The following is a 17,280-nucleotide window of genomic DNA, read 5'->3' on the forward strand; positions in this document are numbered from 1 at the left end:
CCGTATATCGATCCTGGTATCGGGATCGCCGAATAAGTGATTGGACCAATATGTCCTGGCGCGGCTAACCTTCTCCGCGAATCTTGCCTTTATTCTCGAGAACATCCATGTATGACAAAAAACGCACGCTCCGTTCCGCTCAATGGTTCGGCACCAACGACAAGAATGGCTTCATGTATCGAAGCTGGATGAAGAATCAGGGCATTCCCGATCACGAATTCGACGGCCGGCCGATCATCGGCATTTGCAATACATGGTCCGAACTGACGCCGTGCAATGCGCACTTCCGCAAGATCGCCGAGCACGTGAAGCGTGGCGTCTACGAAGCGGGCGGCTTTCCCGTCGAGTTTCCAGTGTTCTCCAATGGCGAATCGAATCTGCGTCCGACGGCGATGCTTACGCGCAATCTCGCCGCGATGGACGTCGAAGAAGCCATTCGCGGCAATCCCATCGACGCGGTCGTGCTGCTCACCGGCTGCGACAAGACCACGCCCGCGCTGCTGATGGGCGCGGCAAGCTGCGACGTGCCCGCGATCGTCGTCACGGGTGGCCCGATGCTGAACGGCAAGCTCGACGGCAAGAACATTGGCTCGGGCACGGCGGTGTGGCAACTGCATGAATCGCTGAAGGCGGGCGAGATCGATCTGCATCAGTTTCTGTCGGCGGAAGCGGGCATGTCGCGTTCCGCTGGCACCTGCAACACGATGGGCACCGCATCGACAATGGCGTGCATGGCTGAAGCGCTCGGCACGTCGCTACCGCACAACGCCGCGATTCCCGCCGTCGATTCGCGCCGTTACGTGCTCGCGCATATGTCGGGCATTCGCATCGTCGAAATGGCGCTCGAGGGCTTGACGCTCTCGAAGATACTCACACGCGAGGCCTTCGAAAACGCGATCCGCACGAACGCCGCGATCGGTGGCTCGACCAATGCGGTGATTCATTTGAAGGCGATCGCGGGACGCATCGGCGTGCCATTGGAACTGGAGGACTGGACGCGCATCGGGCGCGATACGCCGACCATCGTCGATCTGATGCCCTCGGGCCGTTTCCTCATGGAAGAGTTCTATTACGCGGGCGGTTTGCCGGCCGTGCTGCGCCGTCTTGGCGAAGCGAATCTCCTGCCGCATCCCGATGCGCTCACCGTCAACGGCAAGACGCTGTGGGAGAACGTGAAGACCGCGCCGAACACGAATGACGAAGTGATTCGCACGCTCGACAATCCTTTGATCGACGATGGGGGCGTCCGCGTGCTGCGCGGCAATCTCTCGCCGCGCGGCGCGGTGCTGAAACCTTCGGCGGCGAGTCCGGACCTTCTGAAACATCGCGGGCGCGCAGTCGTGTTCGAGAACCTGGAGCATTACAAGGAGCGCATCGTCGATGAATCGCTCGATGTGACCAAGGACTCCGTGCTCGTGCTGAAGAATTGCGGTCCGAAGGGTTATCCGGGCATGGCGGAAGTGGGCAACATGGGCTTGCCGCCGAAGCTGCTGCGTCAGGGCGTGAAGGACATGGTGCGCATCTCCGACGCACGCATGAGCGGCACCGCGTATGGCACGGTGGTCCTGCACGTCGCGCCCGAAGCGGCGGCGGGAGGGCCGCTTGCCGCCGTGCGCGACGGCGACTGGATCGAACTCGATTGCGACGCGGGCACGCTGCATCTCGACATCAGCGACGAAGAACTCGCGCGCCGCATGAGCGACCATCAGCCGCCGCGTGTGGATGGCGATGGGGGTTACGCACGGCTCTACGTCGATCATGTCTTGCAGGCCGACGAAGGGTGCGATCTCGACTTCCTCGTAGGTTGCCGCGGTGCAGCGGTGCCGCGCCATTCGCATTAGCGCACTTACGTTCTTCGAATCAACAATCGAACCAGACCTTGTCGGATAACACGCAATGACTACTCAAGGCACGCCGCGCTATCGCGGTATTTTTCCAGTGGTGCCGACCACTTTCACTGAATCTGGCGCGCTCGATCTCGACAGCCAGAAGCGGGCTGTCGATTTTATGATCGACGCAGGCTCGGACGGCTTGTGCATTCTCGCGAATTTTTCAGAGCAGTTCGCTCTCGCGGATGAGGAGCGTGAGCTCCTGACACGTACGATCCTGGAGCATGTCAAGGGCGCTGTACCCGTCATCGTGACGACGAGCCATTACAGCACCGACGTTTGCATCGAACGCAGCCGCAAGGCCCAGTCGGTGGGCGCATCGATGGTGATGGTGATGCCGCCGTATCACGGCGCGACGTTCCGTGTTCCGGAAACGCAGATATTCGAGTTCTACGCGCGTCTGTCGGATGCCGTGACGATTCCCGTCATGATTCAGGACGCGCCCGCGAGCGGGACCGCGCTCTCCGCGACGTTCCTGGCGCGCATGGCGCGGGAAATCGAACGGGTTTCGTACTTCAAGATCGAGACGCCCGGTGCGGCCGCGAAGCTTCGCGAGCTCATCCGGCTCGGCGGCGAGGCGATCGAAGGCCCGTGGGATGGCGAAGAAGCGATCACGCTCTTTGCGGATCTGAATGCCGGGGCAACAGGTTCGATGACGGGCGGTGGATTCCCGGATGGTATTCGCCCGATCCTCACGGCGTACCATGAAGGCAAGCGCGATGAAGCATTCGCGCATTATCAGCGCTGGCTGCCGCTGATAAACCACGAGAACCGACAGGCAGGGCTGCTCACGGCAAAGGCGCTGATGAAGGAAGGCGGGATCATCGCGTGCGAAAGTCCGCGTCACCCGCTGCCGGCGATGCACCCGGAAACGCGAACAGAACTCATCGACATTGCCCGACGGCTCGATCCGCTCGTGCTGCGCTGGGCCTGACAGCAGACATCATCTCTCCGAGACAATCAGACATGGCCTCAGTGTTTTCTCTTGCCGTCATAGGCATTGGCAAGATCGCGCGCGATCAACACTTGCCGGCCATCGCCAATAGTTCCGGCTTCAGGCTTGTCGCGTGTGCAAGCCAGCACGCGGAGGTACAGGATGTACGCAATTATCGCGACATCGATTCGTTGCTGAACGCCGAACCTGAAGTCGATGCCGTCTCCCTTTGTACTCCGCCGCAGGGACGATATGCGCTAGCACGCAGAGCACTCGAAGCGGGCAAGCACGTCATGCTGGAAAAGCCGCCGGGCGCAAACCTGGGCGAGGTGAATGCCTTGCATGAGATCGCACGCGCCAATGGCTTGACTCTGTTCGCGACCTGGCACTCGCGCTACGCCAGCGCCGTTGCGCCGGCTCGTGCCTGGCTCAGCGGCCGGCAGGTTCAGGCGGTTAGAACACGCTGGAAAGAGGACGTGCGACGCTGGCATCCGGGACAACAATGGATCTGGGAACCGGGGGGTCTGGGCGTTTTCGATCCGGGCATTAATGCTTTGTCGATCGTCACTGAAATATTGCCTGGCGAAGTGCTATTGCGCGGGGCACAACTCGTCGTGCCGCGTAATGCGCATACCCCGATCGCTGCCGAGCTCGACTGCATTGACACGAATGGAGCACCTGTGACCGCGGAATTCGACTGGCGTCACGGTCCCGTCGAACAATGGGACATCGACGTGGAAACGGATGCAGGATTGCTATCCATTCGCGAAGGGGGAAAGCGTCTGGTTATCTCCGGCGAACCGGTGTCTCTCGAGCCAGAGCGGGAGTACGGCGCACTGTACGAGCGTTTTCACGCGCTTATTAGCGAGCACTCGCATGATGTCGACGTGCGGCCTCTGCGTCTCGTCGCTGACGCATTCCTGCTTGGTCGACGTGTGGAAACGGAAGCCTTTGTGCCTTGAAGGGATGACGTTGCGCCCGTCGGAAGCACTGTCGTAAGACGACGATCCGCCGATCGTCGTTCTCATCCATCTTGATGTTCTCGGGGACTCGCGCGCATCAGCGCGCCGGTCTGACTTGTCGGTTCAGAACCACTTCGTTCCTCTTCGCACAACGTTGAACGTATTCATCGTTTGCGGGGGAGCGACTGTGTCGCAAAAATCAATCATCTTCTTTGCTGAAAACGTTCCCGAACGTTCGGACTGTGGCATGTTTTCGCGAGCGATGCTCGGCGAACTTCCGTCGCGGGCCAGATATTAATTATCAACCCGCTTTGGATGAGAGCAGAGTCTTGACCATGTCCGATGCCATCACGCCGGTTAATTATTGCAGTCATGCAATCGAGCAGCTTAAAGACACGGCGAAGGCGGTCCGTGCACGAGGACTCACCGGCACGGCCCCGCGTCTCCAGGCCGTGATCCAGATGCTGTCAGAAGCGCCAAAATTTTTGCTGCCGAACTGCGCCGAACTGGTCGACGTCCAAAACATTCGCGAAACGCATCTGGAACTGTTGCTGTTGCCGTATCCAGTGACCGTGTTCGAGGCGCCATGGCGCAAGGCGGATAGCGGTTTAACGGCAACCGTGGCTGGTGTACAGGAAAGCTTGTCGACTCACCGCATCGCCCTGTGCTGGGAGACGACTGCAGACCATACACCCATAGCGGGTCTAAAGGAAACGCCTTTGATTCGTCAGCATTACCCCGAAGGGGGCGTATTCATTTTTTCCATCTTCTACTCGGACGACGAGAAAACGTGGAACCCTTGTGCGGGCGGAACATTCGTGCCAAGGAAATTCCGCATCCCCGAGGGACACCAGCCGACGCGCATGACGCAGATGATGCGGGACGTGAAGAGAAGTGCCGGCCGACTTCATCGCAATACATTTGAGCAATTTGCCTAGCCCTTCGTTTTGCTCGAGGACATGTTCCAGTCGATGGTCATGGAAAGCCGCGGTGACGTGGACGCTGCAGTCGCCCGCCTGACTTATGACGCGAGCGATGAAGTGCACATGGCAATCCAGGCTTGCGCAGTGCTGAAAACTGCGCGAATGTGGAAACTGCCGACGTCGCGTCGGGCAGGGCCGCCAACGCGAAAAGGGGCGCGAGCGGAAAGTCGCCGTTTTTCACGTACCGCCAGTACGGTGGCTGCGTTTTCAGTGCGGGCCCGCCCAGGCATGGCGGTATCGATGCCGGTATCGTGGGATGAGTTGAAGGACGTCAAAAGCGGCGATCAGTGGACCATGGCGCAAGCCGTCCACCGACAACGCACGCTCGCAGCCGACCCGTGGGAGGGTTACTGGCGCAAGCGGCAACGGATCACTGCCGCGATGCGCCGCGCGAGCGGCATGAAGCGCTAGACAAGTAGCGCTTGCACGCCGATCGATCGGACCTTAGCTGTCAATGTTAGCAACTTAGCCACGTGCCTCCGTGCCCTTCAGTTCGCCGTGCTTGTGCGAGTGCGTCGCCGCGTTTTTGAGTTCGAAATGGGCGCCCTTGCCGCTTCCAGTCGGAGGAAATGTTCGCCCTCGACGCACGTGACTTCAAACGTATTCTTGCCATCGTCATGGACGACGGAGAAGATGCCGGACACCTTGACGATCTCACCGGGCTTATACGAATTGTCGCCTGCCATCGTTGCACCTCCTCGGTAAAGAACCAAGACAGCTGCCCCGCATGGTTTCAATCGTAGTAACCGAGGATCGACTTGATCTCCATATACTCTTCCATGCCTTCGACACCATACTCCCGGCCATTGCCGGATTGCTTGTAGCCGCCAAACGGCGCCTGTGGGTCCCACGCCGGATAGTTCAGATGCACCTGACCCGACCGGATACGCGACGCAACCGAACGCATCAGCGCCTTGTCGGTGCCTTGCACGTGCGCGCCGAGTCCATAGACGGTGTCGTTTGCGATAGCGATGGCGTCGTCAACCGTGTCATAAGGCAAGATCGCCAGCACCGGCCCGAAGATTTCCTGCTGAGCCACGCTCATCTCGGCGTGGACGTCGGAGAAGATTGTCGGACGCGCATAGAAGCCTGTAGCAAGCCCCTCGGGCTTGCCAGCTCCGCCGAAGACCAGTTTCGTGCCTTCGTCGATGAAGCTTTCGATCATTTGCTGTACCCGGTCGAACTGCGCCCTATTGGCGAGCGGACCGTGCGTCGTCGCCTCCGCGAATGGATCGCCGACGCGGATCTGCTCGGTTGCCGCCACGGCGAGTGCCCCAACTTCAGCGAGGACGCCGCGCGGGACGATCATCCGGGTCGGCGCGCTGCACGACTGGCCCATGTTACGGAAAGCCGACGCCACGCCAAGTGAAACAGCGCGCGGCAGATCAGCGTCCGGCAGCACGATATTTGGGGACTTGCCGCCAAGCTCCTGAGCCACGCGCTTGACGGTTGGCGCAGCCGTCTGCGCGACCAGCACGCCCGCACGCGTTGATCCGGTGATCGATACCATGTCCACCTGAGGATGTGAGGCGAGTGCCGCACCCACTTCCGGTCCTGTCCCGCTGACCAGATTGAACACGCCCTCGGGAATGCCTGCATCGGCCATCACTTCGGCAAACAGCAACGCGCTTAGCGCCGATAGTTCGCTGGGTTTCAGAACAACCGTGCAACCTGCAGCCAGTGCCGGGCCGACTTTCGCCGTGATTTGGTATATCGGCCAGTTCCACGGCGTGATGAGTGCGCACACGCCGATAGGTTCGCGTGCAATTGCCGTGGCGCCGCGCTGGACAATACGCCTGGGCGAACAGTTCGGTGCGCTCAGTCATCAGCCCATGTATGCGATCCAGCAGCGCCGCGCGCGCCCGCGGCGACGTCGCGGACCACTGCGGGAATGCTCTACGCGCCGCTAGCACGGCATGGTCGACGTCTTTCGCGTCACCCAGCGGAATCTCGCACAGCGTTTCCTCCGTAGACGGGCAGATTACCGCAGTGCGCGCCATGGCTGAAATGGTCGAAGGCAGCGTCCATTCGCCATCGATATAGAACCGGTCCAGCCGGGCCGCTTGCTTCAGATGAAGAACGGGCGAAATCATTGCAGCGTATCCTGGAGTCTTGACAGTCTTGACCATGCGTCCTGCGAGGGCGAACGCGATGACTTGCAATGTTGTGTCGGGGTGCGCGACGGTTAAAACTCGGCGACCTTTCCCCACACCGACTGGTCGAAGCGCTCCGGGCGGTAAGGTTGGGGATCAACGATCGGTTTCAGGCCCATCACCAGGTCCGCAACGAGATGACCGCATCCCGGACCGATGCCAAAACCGTGACCGCTCAGGCCTGCAGCCAGCACGAAGCCGGGCACTTCGTTCACTTCGCCGATGGCAGGCACGCCATCCGGCGTCAAGTCGATATAACCGGCCCAGGACGCCGCCACCTGCGCCGCACCAATGGCCGGACACAGTTCGATGGCCCGCCGGTGAATTGTTTTGATCGTGGCTTGGTCGACGCATGGATCGAGTACGCGCATCCTTTCCATCGGCGTGGGGCGATCGAGTGCCCAGCGCCCCATATTCTCGTGACTGGAGCGCACGCCTTCGAGATATCCCGGGCTCAGGCTGCGCCAGCGACGCGTGAACATTGGCAGGAAGTCTTTAGCGTAACGAAACTTTTGCAGCGTGAGATCCAGTTTGCCAAGGCCGCTGATGGCAAGCGAATACGTTTCGTCACCCCGTCGCGTAATCGTGATGGCCTTCGTGTGCATCGCGTCGGGCAGCGTGCCGCGCGGTAGCAAAACCGACATCAGCGACGAGCGGATCGTGGCTTGCGGCAAACGGATACCGAGTTGGCGGCAAAACGTCGACGCCCATGCACCGCCCGACAGCACCGCGATCTTCGTACGGATCGTGCCGTGCTCCGTCACCACGGCGCTGACGCGTCCGCCTTCTGTTTCGATCCCGCGCGCCGCGCAGTTTTGGTGCACCGTCCCGCCGAGTTTCATAATGCTGCGCGCCACCGCGGGCGCGGCAGCGCCGGGGTCCGCAGTGCCATCCGTCGGCGCAAACACACCGCCTTTCCAAATTTTCCCTGTCGAACCGCCGCGCTCGGTTGCGGCCTTGCCGCCAAGCACTTCCGTCCTCACGCCTGCCGAGCGCGCGAAGTTGCACCATTTCGCCCAGCCAGCCAGTTCGCTTTCGTCGTTGCTCAGATACAGCAGTCCACTGCGACGAAAGCCAGTCGTCGCACCCGACTCGGCCTCAAACTGTTCCCACAGCCGCAGGCTTTCGGTTGCGATTGGCAATTCGCGCGCGTCGCGGTTCTGTTGACGGCACCAACCCCAGTTCCGGCTGGATTGCTCACCGCCGACAATGCCTTTTTCGATCAGCGCCACTTTCACGCCGCGCTTCGCTAGAAACCATGCGGTGAACACGCCGACGATACCCGCGCCTATCACGACGACATCGGCGATGGCCGGCGGCGCCGGGGTGGTAACAATGCGGGTCAACGGTACGCGCATCTGCAAAATCCTTTCTCATCGAGATATCAAGTGCCACGCGTGGTTCGCGCCGGACGGCTGCAACTAATACTACAGAGGGCTCGCGGCAGAAAATATCGAATAGACTGGTCTACACGAAACGACCCTGTTCTTCGCAGGCCCCTGCACGCAACGACGCATCGGATTGTGCGCTTTCCGGTCATTCATGCCGGGCAATCGCCGCATTGCCGTTCTAGCGCATGGCTTGACTGACGAGTCCGTACGGGCGGTAGACCGCATCGGGCGGACCGCTATGTGCATCGGCGGGTGCACTGCGAACCATCTTTGCCGTGGTGTCGACGCGCTTGAGGCCTTGCGCGATCAACCACCCGTCCAGCATCGCGCCCGAGGGGACGTCGATACGAACGAACTTGCCTTCGCGCCCGGCCAGCCAATGGCCGATTAGCGCCCGGGCGTGCAATCGTCCGGTGAAGGCATTGCGACGACCGGACCGAGCACAAGACCCCGACCGAAGCGGCGCAGCACCGAAAAGCCGCCAATCTCGCCGTCACGTTCGAGTACCGCGCTCTCGCCCATTTCCAGCAGCGCCGCATACATCGCCTTGCGTTCGAGGCCATAGGCACGCGTGGCGAGTTCGATGAGCGTAGGAACATCGTCGGCGGTCGCCGCGCGGAGCCGTTCGCCGTCGGGCAATGCCACCGGCGATACTTCGCTCACATTGCCCTGATGCTGATCGAGCGTATCGCAGACGGTGAAGTCGAGTTTTTCGTACAGCGGCTTGCCAGCAGGCGTCGCGTGCAAGAATGTGATGCGCGGGCCAAGTTGTTCGAGCAGCAGTTCCATCAGCTTGCGACCAATCCCCCGCCCCTGATGCTCGGGCGACACAATCACGAGACCCAGCGATGCTCGATACGAGCCATATTTCCAGCACAGTCCCGTGCCGATCACGACTGCGTTTTCTTCGGCCGCGAAGCCGGTGCCGTGCGCGGCGGCGAACTGCCAGTCCTCCGCGCGATGCGGCCAGCTGACCGCCTGTGACAGCGCGTGCGCCGTCGGGATATCGGCGGCGGTAAAGGCTCGATAGTGGAGACTCGTCGTGGATGGTGCGTTCATCATTGCCTCTTGTCTGATTCGTTTTGCCGTATGGGTGCCCGAGCCGGGCGAGGTCCGAGACGACGCTACAGCGTCGCTACTGCTTCGATTTCGATCTTCAGGCCAAAGTGCAAGGCCGGAACCGGCACGACCGCGCGAGCGGGCTTGGCGTCGCAGGCCCAGCGCAACGCCGCGCCCAAATTGGCGAGCGCCTGCGCGGCCTGGGTGTCGAAATCGCTGTCGGTGAGCTTCGTGCCGTGCGTGTCGATGGGCAATTGACCAGACACGAAGACCAGTCCATTGGCAATCGAAACATGACTGTAGTGACCGCCCGGCGGCGCCAGTTCGGCCGGGCTTAGCGCCTGGAAAAGATGCCCCGGATGGTCGGATTGGTTCATGTGAGTGCTCCACGTTGAATCAGAATTCCCCGTGTCATCGCTCAGACACAGCCAATACCGGGCTTGTACGACGCACTATAGAAAAAACTTTTTGTCATGTTTAATATGCATCGAACACACCGTTAAAGGCCGTTTAATGATCGAACTGGATGACATGCGTCTTTTTCGCGCGCTCGGTGTATCGCCATCGCTTGCCGCTGCCGCGCGGCTGCTGAATCTCACGCCGCCGGCGGTGACAGTTCGTCTTCAGCGCATCGAGGACCGCATGGGCGTTCGTCTTGCCACGCGTGCGGCCCGCGGCATCTCGCTCACGACGGAAGGTCAGCGGCTGGTTCAGGAAGCCGTTGAGATCATGGAGCGGATCGAGTCGATTCCGTCACGCGTCTCGGGCGACTTGGGCGGCGTCGGCGGACACTTGCGGGTCCTTGAGATTTCGCTGATCCTGTCCGACAGTCCGCTCACTTCGGCTCATGGTGCCGACGCCGTGGTATCCATCGGCAACGTCAAGGGGTCGTCGTGGATCGGGCACTACCTCGCCCCCAACGACCGCATCCTCTGCGCAAGCCCTGGCCTCGCGCGCCGCATGTCAAAGCTCGCGCATCCGTCGGAACTCACGCAGTACCCGTGGCTGACATTGCGCGAAAACGACGAGGACGTAACGCGTCTGCGTTTCACGCAAGCCGACGCCGCCGAAAAACGCAGTGCGAAAGCCGTCACCGTCAGGCTGGACGGGGCGCTGTCGTCCAACGACGGCACGGTTGTCAGCGACTGGGCCGTCGAAGGACTCGGCATTGTCGAGCGCTCCGAATGGGACGCTGCGCGCCTGATTGCAACGGGGAAACTCAAACGTGTTTTGCCGGCATGGCGTCTCGAATCCGCGCCGGTGATGGCGTTGATGCCGACCCGTCAAGGCCTGACGATCCGTCAGCGAGTGTTTCTCGAAGCCGCCAAGCGCGCGTTCGACCCAGTTTCGTGGCGCAGTTGAGGCGCGCTTCACTCATATCGATCCGACGCGCTTTGGGGCAGGCCCACCGCGGCATCCGGCCCCGTGCCCCTCTGATGTTCAATCTGGTTTAACGCTCGCTTTACTGTTCGTTAAACACAAGCTTCGACGCGAATCCTATATTGGTGGCTCGATCCGCACGGCGTCATGCCGATACCCGGACCCCACTCGCGCATGGAATTGGAAGGAGCCGCAGATGGAATTGCAGTCCCTAAATACCCCGGCCGCATTGATCGATGTCGAACGCATGATCCGTAATATCAAGCGGATGCAGCACCGCCTAGATGCGCTCGGCGTGAGTTTCCGGCCGCACGTGAAAACGACCAAATGCAATCAGGTGGTGCAAGCCCAGGTGGAGGCGGGTGCGCGCGGCATCACCGTGTCAACGCTGAAGGAAGCCGAGCAGGTTTTTGCGAGCGGCATGCGTGACATCGTCTACGCGGTCGGCATGGCGCCCGCCAAACTGCCGCAAGCACTGATGCTGCGTCGCAAAGGCTGCGCGCTAAAGATCGTAGCGGATAGCATTGTGTGCGCACAGGCCATCGTCGCGTTTGGCCGGGAGCATCAGGAAGAATTCGAAGTGTGGATCGAAGTCGACGTGGACGGCCACCGCTCGGGTATCGAACCGGAAGACGATCTGCTCCTCATGGTCGCCACCACGCTCGTCAAAGGCGGTATGCAACTAGGCGGTGTCATCGCCCATGCGGGTTCGAGCTATGACTACGACACGCATAAAGACCTGGTTCGCATCGCGGAACAAGAGCGCGCGCGTAGCGTGCGCGCAGCGCAACGCATTCGGGCGGCCGGTCTGCCGTGCGACGTGGTCAGTATTGGCTCGACGCCGACCGCGCTGGCCGCCACGCATCTGGACGGTGTGACCGAAGTTCGCGCGGGTGTCTATGTGTTGTTTGACCTTGTGATGCAAAACGTAGGCGTAAGCGAGACCTCGGAGATCGCGCTGAGCGTGTTGACCACGGTCATTGCCACCAGCAGGAGAAAGGCTGGGTTATCGTCGATGCAGGCTGGATGGCGATGAGCCGTGACCGGGGCACGCAGCGCCCGAAGCAGGACTTCGGCTATGGGCTGGTCTGCCTCGAAGACGGCGAGGTCGTAGGCGACTATATGATGAGCGGCGCGAACCAGGAGCACGGCATCATCTCGCGCATCGGCACGCCGGATCAAGACATAGAGACGCGCTTTCCAATCGGAACGCGTTTGCGTATTTTGCCTAACCACGCATGTGCAACCGGCGCGCAGCATCCCGTCTATCATGCGCTTACCGCTGACGGCAGCGTGGAAACCTGGCCGCGTTTCTACGGCTGGTGATACGCGCGGTGATCGCGCCGCAAGTTCGAACGACGGAGGCGCGTCGAAAATGCCTATTCGCCGTTTGCGAAAGCTCGCTCGCTGGTTTGGCCCGGTGCCGCTCGGCCGACGAAAGTTACGGGTGACCGAGTGTCCTTGGAAGCGACCGTTGTCGTCTCGCCGGCAGAAGGTCCAAAATGGGTGGTCGAAGCATCCACTCGCCGACTTCCTCTTCATCACACTCGCCGTCATGCATCGCGTAAGACGCGATCTGGCCTGATAGGGAAATGGAATAGCGCTCGCGGGTTGCTCGTCATTTCGCTAGCCTCACTGAAAACGCGGGCGGTTAGGATGCCAAGAGTCTGCTAGCGATACTCACTCACCCCGGCAGGTTGATGCCGCTACTCACCGAATTGCGCCGGCAACGTAGAGAAGCGGACGGCGATTCGCCAAAGTGCTTTTTATACTCAATCGAGCATCGACAGAGATGCGCGAAGCCCCTTTTAGTGAAGCGCTCGCGCGATCGCTACGCAGCCGAATCAGCGCGGTTGCTCGGGCATGACTGGACTGATCGCATGCCGCGACTGTCGGAAGCCCTGCGCACCCTGCACGTGGATTCCGCATGGATCGATGGAGAAGCGGTGGTCCTCGATGCGAGCGGCAAACCGGATTTCAACGCCCTGCAGAACGCATTTGATCGACGCAGTACGTCAGACATCGTCCTCTTCGTATTCGACCTGCTGTGGCTTAACGGTACCGATTTGTGCGAGCATCCCCCTGGCGATCGCCGGAGCCTTCTTCGTGAACTCACGCGCGGCATTGAACATTCGCTGCTTCGCTTCTCCGACGACTTCGCCGAAGATCCAGTGTCATTCGTTGCCTCAGCCTGCAAGATGCAACTCGAGGGGATTATCGGCAAGAGAGCGAACGCCCCCTATCGCTCGGGTCGGTCGACCGACTGGGTCAAGCTCAAATGCAATACCCGCCAGGAATTCGTCGTCGGGGGATTCTCCCGTGTCAAGGATGCAAAGTCAGGCGTGCGCTCTGCTGTTAGGCGTCTATGAAAAGGATGGTTCGCTGCGGTACGCAGGGCACGTTGCGCCTCATTTTGCCCCTTCTCGCGCCGCGTCGTTTGCCAAGCGCGCCGAAGCGCATCGCGAGGCCAAGCCCGCCTTCTACAATGCCCCAACGCCCGAGCGTGGCTGCGACTTTTACTATTTGGCTCCCGCCATCGTTGCCGAAGTCGCCTTTCTCGAATGGACATCCTCGGGCGAGGTGCAACATCCGGTCTTCCAAGCGTTGCGAGAAGACAAACCAGCGAGCGCTATGATCGAAGAAAAGGCCATCGACGAACCTATGTACGGGGTCGGCGGCTCGAACCATGAGAAGCGAGGTTCACGTGGCACAGTTTTCATCCACGACATTGGGATCAGCAATCCGCAGCGGATCATGGACGACGTCTCGGGACTGACGAAGCTCGACATCGTCCGGTACTACGACGCCATCGCCGAATGGGCACTGCCCTATCTGCGTTGCAGACCGTTAGCACTGGTGCGAGCGCCCGACGGCAGTAAGGGCGAACAGTTCCTCCAGAAGCACAGTGAACGCGCCCGAATTCCTGGAATCGAGGAGCTGCCCACGAGCGTGTTCCCCAATCATGCGCCATTACTGGTCGTGAAAACCGCGGAGGCACTCGCCGGCCTAGCGCAAATGAGCGTTGTTGAAATTCACTCGTGGAACGGCGTCGCGCCCGATCTCGCCCATCCGGACCGCGTGATCTTCGATCTCGACCCCGACCCCGCGCTGCCCTGGTCCGCGATGCTCGAAGCCGCGACGCTGGTGAAGGTCGTGCTTGATGAGACAGGCCTTCGCTCCTTCGTCAAGACGAGCGGTGGCAAAGGATTTCTATTGTCGTCCCGCTCACCCGTCGGCTCAGCCCCTCGGCGATGCACCCGATCGCAGTGCCGACGGATGCCCGTGCGACTTGCGAAACCGGCGATCGGCTGCCGATGCGTGGCAATTTGATCTTCGATTTCCGGATCCTCGTCGGCGAAACCGTCCACGCCATAGTCCGTCTACCGGGTAGGTCGTCGTCTTGCTGTGGGCCATGGCCCGCCCACCGAACGATCACGGGCGCGCTGCGCACGGACATCGTGCCGCAACCGGTGCGTATGTCTTGCAGTAGCGCTTGCCGTCGCGGTCGTACTCCGAAGTATTGCCGCCCTGCAGTCATGTACCCTCGCCTGGTCCGTATCCGGAACGACGCTATTTCGATAATCGATCTTATTGCAATATCCGTGCGGGATGCGAAAACCGCGGCGCTGAAACCGTTTCGATGGCTCGAATCGTGGTGTAACAGCTTCAAAGGTTACGGTTCACCGTTCACCTGCACGAGGCCGACATCAAAGTCCGACCGGCCGTTGCTAATCAGATAGCACGCCGCTTGATACGCATTACTGGAGTTTCGTATGCGTGTCAACGGGAACGCCAAATCACGCCCCCCAATCATCATCGCCGGAACTTCGCGTCGCCCTCGAATCCATCTATGAAAAGATGATGTGGCTCGCCGCGCGCCCGAATGTCACAGCGAGTCGCGCACGCGCCTGGTACACGCATGTGATGGCCGAGAGCGTCAAGTTGCGCGTGCGCCGGTTCACTGGCCTGGTTTCCCGGACAGCAGCAGCTGGCAACGGGACCGGGCTACGCCTCGAGCACTATCGACGCATCCAAACAACGCTCACGGATCTAGTCGAACGTCACCGCCAAGTTGGACCAAACTGAGAGGAGTTCCTTATCACTCTCCTCGGCTACGAGGCAGTCCACATTGTTACGATTGAAGAGAACTATGCTGCGATGCGCGCCAAAGGCGACTACGAAAAAGCGGGGATGGTGCTGAGTCAATGGCATGAGCTGCCGCCGGTTCGCCGCGACGAGCTTTGGACGTCGATGCTTAAGGGGAAGGTCGCCAATGCCGCGGACTTCCAAAACACATGCGCGAAGCCAAGGGACGCTTGACGACCCACAAGAGACGGTCGTCCCACTTTGAAACGGTCCTTTAGTGCCTGCAAGTCACATCAGTAGAAAGAAGCGAATCCACCGTCTATGCCATCATCCGGTATATTGACCCGACTACCGGAGATCATGATGAGCAGCAAGTGGTTTTCGAAATTCGCGAGCTACCTTTCCACAATGACCGGTAGGCCCGCCACCTTTGTGATGGCCGTTGCCCTTGTGCTCGTGTGGGCGATCACCGGCCCGTTCTTTCACTACAGCGACACATGGCAACTCGTGATCAACACGTCGACCACGATCGTCACGTTCCTGATGGTCTTCCTGATCCAGAACACGCAGAACCGTGACACGGCCGCGATGCAGATCAAGCTCGACGAGCTGATCCGCGCAATGGAAGGTGCGCATAACGCGCTGCTCGATCTCGAAGAACTCGAGGAAAAAGATCTGAGTCGTTTCCGAAAACACTATGAAAAATTGGCGGAAGAAGCGCGGACCGCGCTGCGCGCGGGCGATAGCGACACCGGTTCGCCGTTCGTCGACAACCACGATGGCAATGATGACGAGCGGCGAGGCGATGAGAATCGCGATGCCAAACCGGGGGCCGCGCCGCTATGCGGATAGCAAACGCGCTGTCCGACTGCGGGGCGCATTCGCTTGCGCGCGTCAACACCTTGGCTAGCGCTTTTCTAGACGGCGAGCGAATGACCGAAAGTGGCCGCACTGAGGCGGACGGCGACCGGCTCAGGTCGCCCTCACCGGCCATTCGACTTCCAGTTAAGGGACGTTCGCGGCCTGAAAGCGATCTGTCTTGCCGGGATGGTATTTGGCTTGGCGATCGCCGATGTAAGATGCGCGCACAATTCTCCCAGAAGGCAGTTTATGGACGTTCCCCCCGTCACAGCGCCGCGCTCCGGCCGATTACTCGATGTGTTCGATGTTCTGAAGGCTTTTTCTAGACTAGGCCTGACGTCGTTCGGCGGCCCGATCGCTCATCTCGGGTATTTTCGGCGTGAGTTCGTCGAGCGGCGTCGCTGGCTCGATGACGAGGCCTACACCGACCTGGTGGCGCTGTGCCAGTTTCTCCCGGGCCCCGCCAGCAGTCAGGTGGGATTTTCCATCGGCCTGATGCGTGCGGGCTGGCTCGGCGGTTTAGCTGCCTGGTGTGGTTTCACGTTGCCATCCGTGCTTTTACTCGTCGGCTTTGCTGCGGTCGCCCCTGACCTCCGCAGTGCCGTTGGGCAAGGCCTAATCCACGGCCTAAAGTTAGTGGCCGTCGCGGTGGTTGCGCAAGCAGTGTGGGATATGGGACGGCGCTTGTGCCCGGATCGCCAGCGGGCGGCCATCGCCCTTATTGCAATCGGTGTGCTTGCCGTTTTGACAACGGTATATGCCCAGTTGCTGGTCATCGCACTCGGAGCGCTGCTCGGCGTCGTCTTTTGTAGGGCGGAGCGCGCGCGAGGAGCCCATGAGCCACACCCAGGCGTTGCCACATTCCGCGTTTCGCGCGTGATCGGGTGGGCTGCGCTGGCGCTTTTTCTTGTTCTTCTACTCGGACTTCCGGCCCTACTCACTCTGCATAACACGCGCAGCATTCAGATGTTTGACGCTTTCTATCGTTCTGGCGCGCTGGTGTTCGGTGGCGGCCATGTCGTCTTGCCCTTACTGCAACAGCGGACTGTCGCGACGGGATGGATTGCGTCTAGCGATTTTCTGGCCGGGTACGGCGCGGCTCAAGCTGCACCGGGGCCGCTGTTCACCTTCGCAGCGTTTCTCGGATGGATGATGTCCGAAGAACCGCATCGCTGGGTCGGCGCCACGCTGGCCACGGTCGGCATTTTTCTGCCGGGTCTTCTACTGGTGATCGCCGCACTACCTCACTGGCAAGCGCTGCGCTCGCGCCCCGCCACGGCGGCGATGCTGAGCGGCGTGAACGCGGCGGTCGTCGGCTTGCTTGCCACAGCTCTCTATACGCCGGTATGGACCAGTGCGGTTCTTTCAACCGTTGACTTTGCAACCTCAGCAGTCTGTCTGCTGCTGCTGACGCGTTGGACGGTACCGCCGCTTGCCGTGGTCGCCGTGTGTGCATTCGCTGGAATTGCCGAGTTCGCTTTGCGCTGACCAGATACCATTTGATGAAGCTGTCCGAGCGCGTTTGCTAGTCAACAATAGCTGGTTGGTCGTCGGAGCTCTTCGCGCTCTCGGGTGTGGCGTT

Annotated in this window: 12 protein-coding genes and 4 pseudogenes; 11 read left to right on the forward strand and 5 right to left on the reverse strand. The window is 60.7% G+C overall.

Annotated features, from left to right (window positions below):
• Nucleotides 1-107 precede the first annotated feature (107 nt).
• The 5 genes from ACEN42_RS42275 to ACEN42_RS42295 all read left to right on the forward strand — a co-directional run bounded on the left by ACEN42_RS42275 (nt 108) and on the right by ACEN42_RS42295 (nt 5,179).
• Nucleotides 108-1,841, forward strand: a complete 1,734-nt coding sequence (locus ACEN42_RS42275; RefSeq protein ID WP_371884279.1) for an IlvD/Edd family dehydratase — start codon at nt 108-110, stop codon at nt 1,839-1,841.
• A 55-nt stretch (nt 1,842-1,896) separates the two neighbouring features.
• A complete protein-coding gene (locus ACEN42_RS42280) occupies nt 1,897-2,823 on the forward strand; it encodes a dihydrodipicolinate synthase family protein (RefSeq protein ID WP_371884280.1) in 927 nt (308 codons plus the stop codon).
• Between the two features lie 32 nt (nt 2,824-2,855).
• Nucleotides 2,856-3,785 (forward strand): Gfo/Idh/MocA family protein, encoded by a 930-nt coding sequence (locus tag ACEN42_RS42285; RefSeq protein WP_371884281.1) that lies wholly within the window; start codon nt 2,856-2,858, stop codon nt 3,783-3,785.
• 335 nt (nt 3,786-4,120) lie between these two features.
• Complete coding sequence (locus tag ACEN42_RS42290; RefSeq protein WP_371884282.1) at nt 4,121-4,723, forward strand: hypothetical protein; 603 nt, start codon at nt 4,121-4,123, stop codon at nt 4,721-4,723.
• A 21-nt stretch (nt 4,724-4,744) separates the two neighbouring features.
• Entirely contained in the window at nt 4,745-5,179 is a 435-nt protein-coding gene (locus tag ACEN42_RS42295) for a hypothetical protein (RefSeq protein ID WP_371884283.1), read from the forward strand.
• A gap of 54 nt (nt 5,180-5,233) precedes the next feature.
• On the opposite strand, the pseudogene ACEN42_RS42300 reads toward ACEN42_RS42295, so the two are convergent.
• From ACEN42_RS42300 to ACEN42_RS42320, 5 genes and pseudogenes are all read right to left on the reverse strand, one after another.
• Nucleotides 5,234-5,454 (reverse strand): annotated as a pseudogene (locus ACEN42_RS42300) (hypothetical protein).
• Nucleotides 5,455-5,501: 47 nt separating this feature from the next.
• A pseudogene (locus ACEN42_RS42305) lies at nt 5,502-6,861 on the reverse strand (aldehyde dehydrogenase family protein).
• A 92-nt stretch (nt 6,862-6,953) separates the two neighbouring features.
• A complete protein-coding gene (locus ACEN42_RS42310; protein ID WP_371884284.1) occupies nt 6,954-8,279 on the reverse strand; it encodes an NAD(P)/FAD-dependent oxidoreductase in 1,326 nt (441 codons plus the stop codon).
• A gap of 211 nt (nt 8,280-8,490) precedes the next feature.
• Nucleotides 8,491-9,374 (reverse strand): annotated as a pseudogene (locus ACEN42_RS42315) (GNAT family N-acetyltransferase).
• 62 nt (nt 9,375-9,436) lie between these two features.
• A complete protein-coding gene (locus tag ACEN42_RS42320) occupies nt 9,437-9,748 on the reverse strand; it encodes a RidA family protein (protein WP_371884285.1) in 312 nt (103 codons plus the stop codon).
• A 136-nt stretch (nt 9,749-9,884) separates the two neighbouring features.
• On the opposite strand from ACEN42_RS42320, the gene ACEN42_RS42325 reads away from it, so the two are divergent.
• The 6 genes and pseudogenes from ACEN42_RS42325 (at nt 9,885) to chrA (ending at nt 17,186) form a co-directional block, all read left to right on the forward strand.
• Nucleotides 9,885-10,733, forward strand: coding sequence for a LysR family transcriptional regulator (locus tag ACEN42_RS42325; RefSeq protein WP_371884695.1), 849 nt, complete (start codon nt 9,885-9,887; stop codon nt 10,731-10,733).
• A gap of 214 nt (nt 10,734-10,947) precedes the next feature.
• A pseudogene (locus tag ACEN42_RS42330) lies at nt 10,948-12,077 on the forward strand (DSD1 family PLP-dependent enzyme).
• A gap of 554 nt (nt 12,078-12,631) precedes the next feature.
• Complete coding sequence (locus ACEN42_RS42335; protein ID WP_371884286.1) at nt 12,632-13,120, forward strand: hypothetical protein; 489 nt, start codon at nt 12,632-12,634, stop codon at nt 13,118-13,120.
• On the forward strand, nt 13,080-14,081 hold the full coding sequence (locus ACEN42_RS42340) for a hypothetical protein (RefSeq protein ID WP_371884287.1): 1,002 nt from the start codon (nt 13,080-13,082) through the stop codon (nt 14,079-14,081). Before ACEN42_RS42335 ends, ACEN42_RS42340 begins: the two co-directional genes overlap by 41 nt.
• A 1,116-nt stretch (nt 14,082-15,197) precedes the next feature.
• On the forward strand, nt 15,198-15,689 hold the full coding sequence (locus ACEN42_RS42345; protein ID WP_371884288.1) for a low affinity iron permease family protein: 492 nt from the start codon (nt 15,198-15,200) through the stop codon (nt 15,687-15,689).
• Nucleotides 15,690-15,947: 258 nt separating this feature from the next.
• Nucleotides 15,948-17,186, forward strand: coding sequence for a chromate efflux transporter (chrA, locus tag ACEN42_RS42350; protein WP_371884289.1), 1,239 nt, complete (start codon nt 15,948-15,950; stop codon nt 17,184-17,186).
• Nucleotides 17,187-17,280 lie beyond the last annotated feature (94 nt).

Source organism: Caballeronia sp. S22, from assembly GCF_964261745.1.
In the GTDB taxonomy this organism is placed as follows: Bacteria; Pseudomonadota; Gammaproteobacteria; order Burkholderiales; family Burkholderiaceae; genus Caballeronia; species Caballeronia jiangsuensis.

What these genes read in the sequence shown, in the direction of transcription:
- ACEN42_RS42275 (WP_371884279.1), top strand. Translation starts at nt 108, where the DNA reads ATGTATGACAAAAAACGCACGCTCCGTTCCGCTCAATGGTTCGGCACC.
- ACEN42_RS42280 (WP_371884280.1), top strand. Translation starts at nt 1,897, where the DNA reads ATGACTACTCAAGGCACGCCGCGCTATCGCGGTATTTTTCCAGTGGTG.
- ACEN42_RS42285 (WP_371884281.1), top strand. Translation starts at nt 2,856, where the DNA reads ATGGCCTCAGTGTTTTCTCTTGCCGTCATAGGCATTGGCAAGATCGCG.
- ACEN42_RS42290 (WP_371884282.1), top strand. Translation starts at nt 4,121, where the DNA reads ATGTCCGATGCCATCACGCCGGTTAATTATTGCAGTCATGCAATCGAG.
- ACEN42_RS42295 (WP_371884283.1), top strand. Translation starts at nt 4,745, where the DNA reads ATGTTCCAGTCGATGGTCATGGAAAGCCGCGGTGACGTGGACGCTGCA.
- ACEN42_RS42310 (WP_371884284.1), bottom strand. Translation starts at nt 8,279, where the DNA reads ATGCGCGTACCGTTGACCCGCATTGTTACCACCCCGGCGCCGCCGGCC.
- ACEN42_RS42320 (WP_371884285.1), bottom strand. Translation starts at nt 9,748, where the DNA reads ATGAACCAATCCGACCATCCGGGGCATCTTTTCCAGGCGCTAAGCCCG.
- ACEN42_RS42325 (WP_371884695.1), top strand. Translation starts at nt 9,885, where the DNA reads ATGATCGAACTGGATGACATGCGTCTTTTTCGCGCGCTCGGTGTATCG.
- ACEN42_RS42335 (WP_371884286.1), top strand. Translation starts at nt 12,632, where the DNA reads ATGCCGCGACTGTCGGAAGCCCTGCGCACCCTGCACGTGGATTCCGCA.
- ACEN42_RS42340 (WP_371884287.1), top strand. Translation starts at nt 13,080, where the DNA reads ATGCAAAGTCAGGCGTGCGCTCTGCTGTTAGGCGTCTATGAAAAGGAT.
- ACEN42_RS42345 (WP_371884288.1), top strand. Translation starts at nt 15,198, where the DNA reads ATGATGAGCAGCAAGTGGTTTTCGAAATTCGCGAGCTACCTTTCCACA.
- chrA (WP_371884289.1), top strand. Translation starts at nt 15,948, where the DNA reads ATGGACGTTCCCCCCGTCACAGCGCCGCGCTCCGGCCGATTACTCGAT.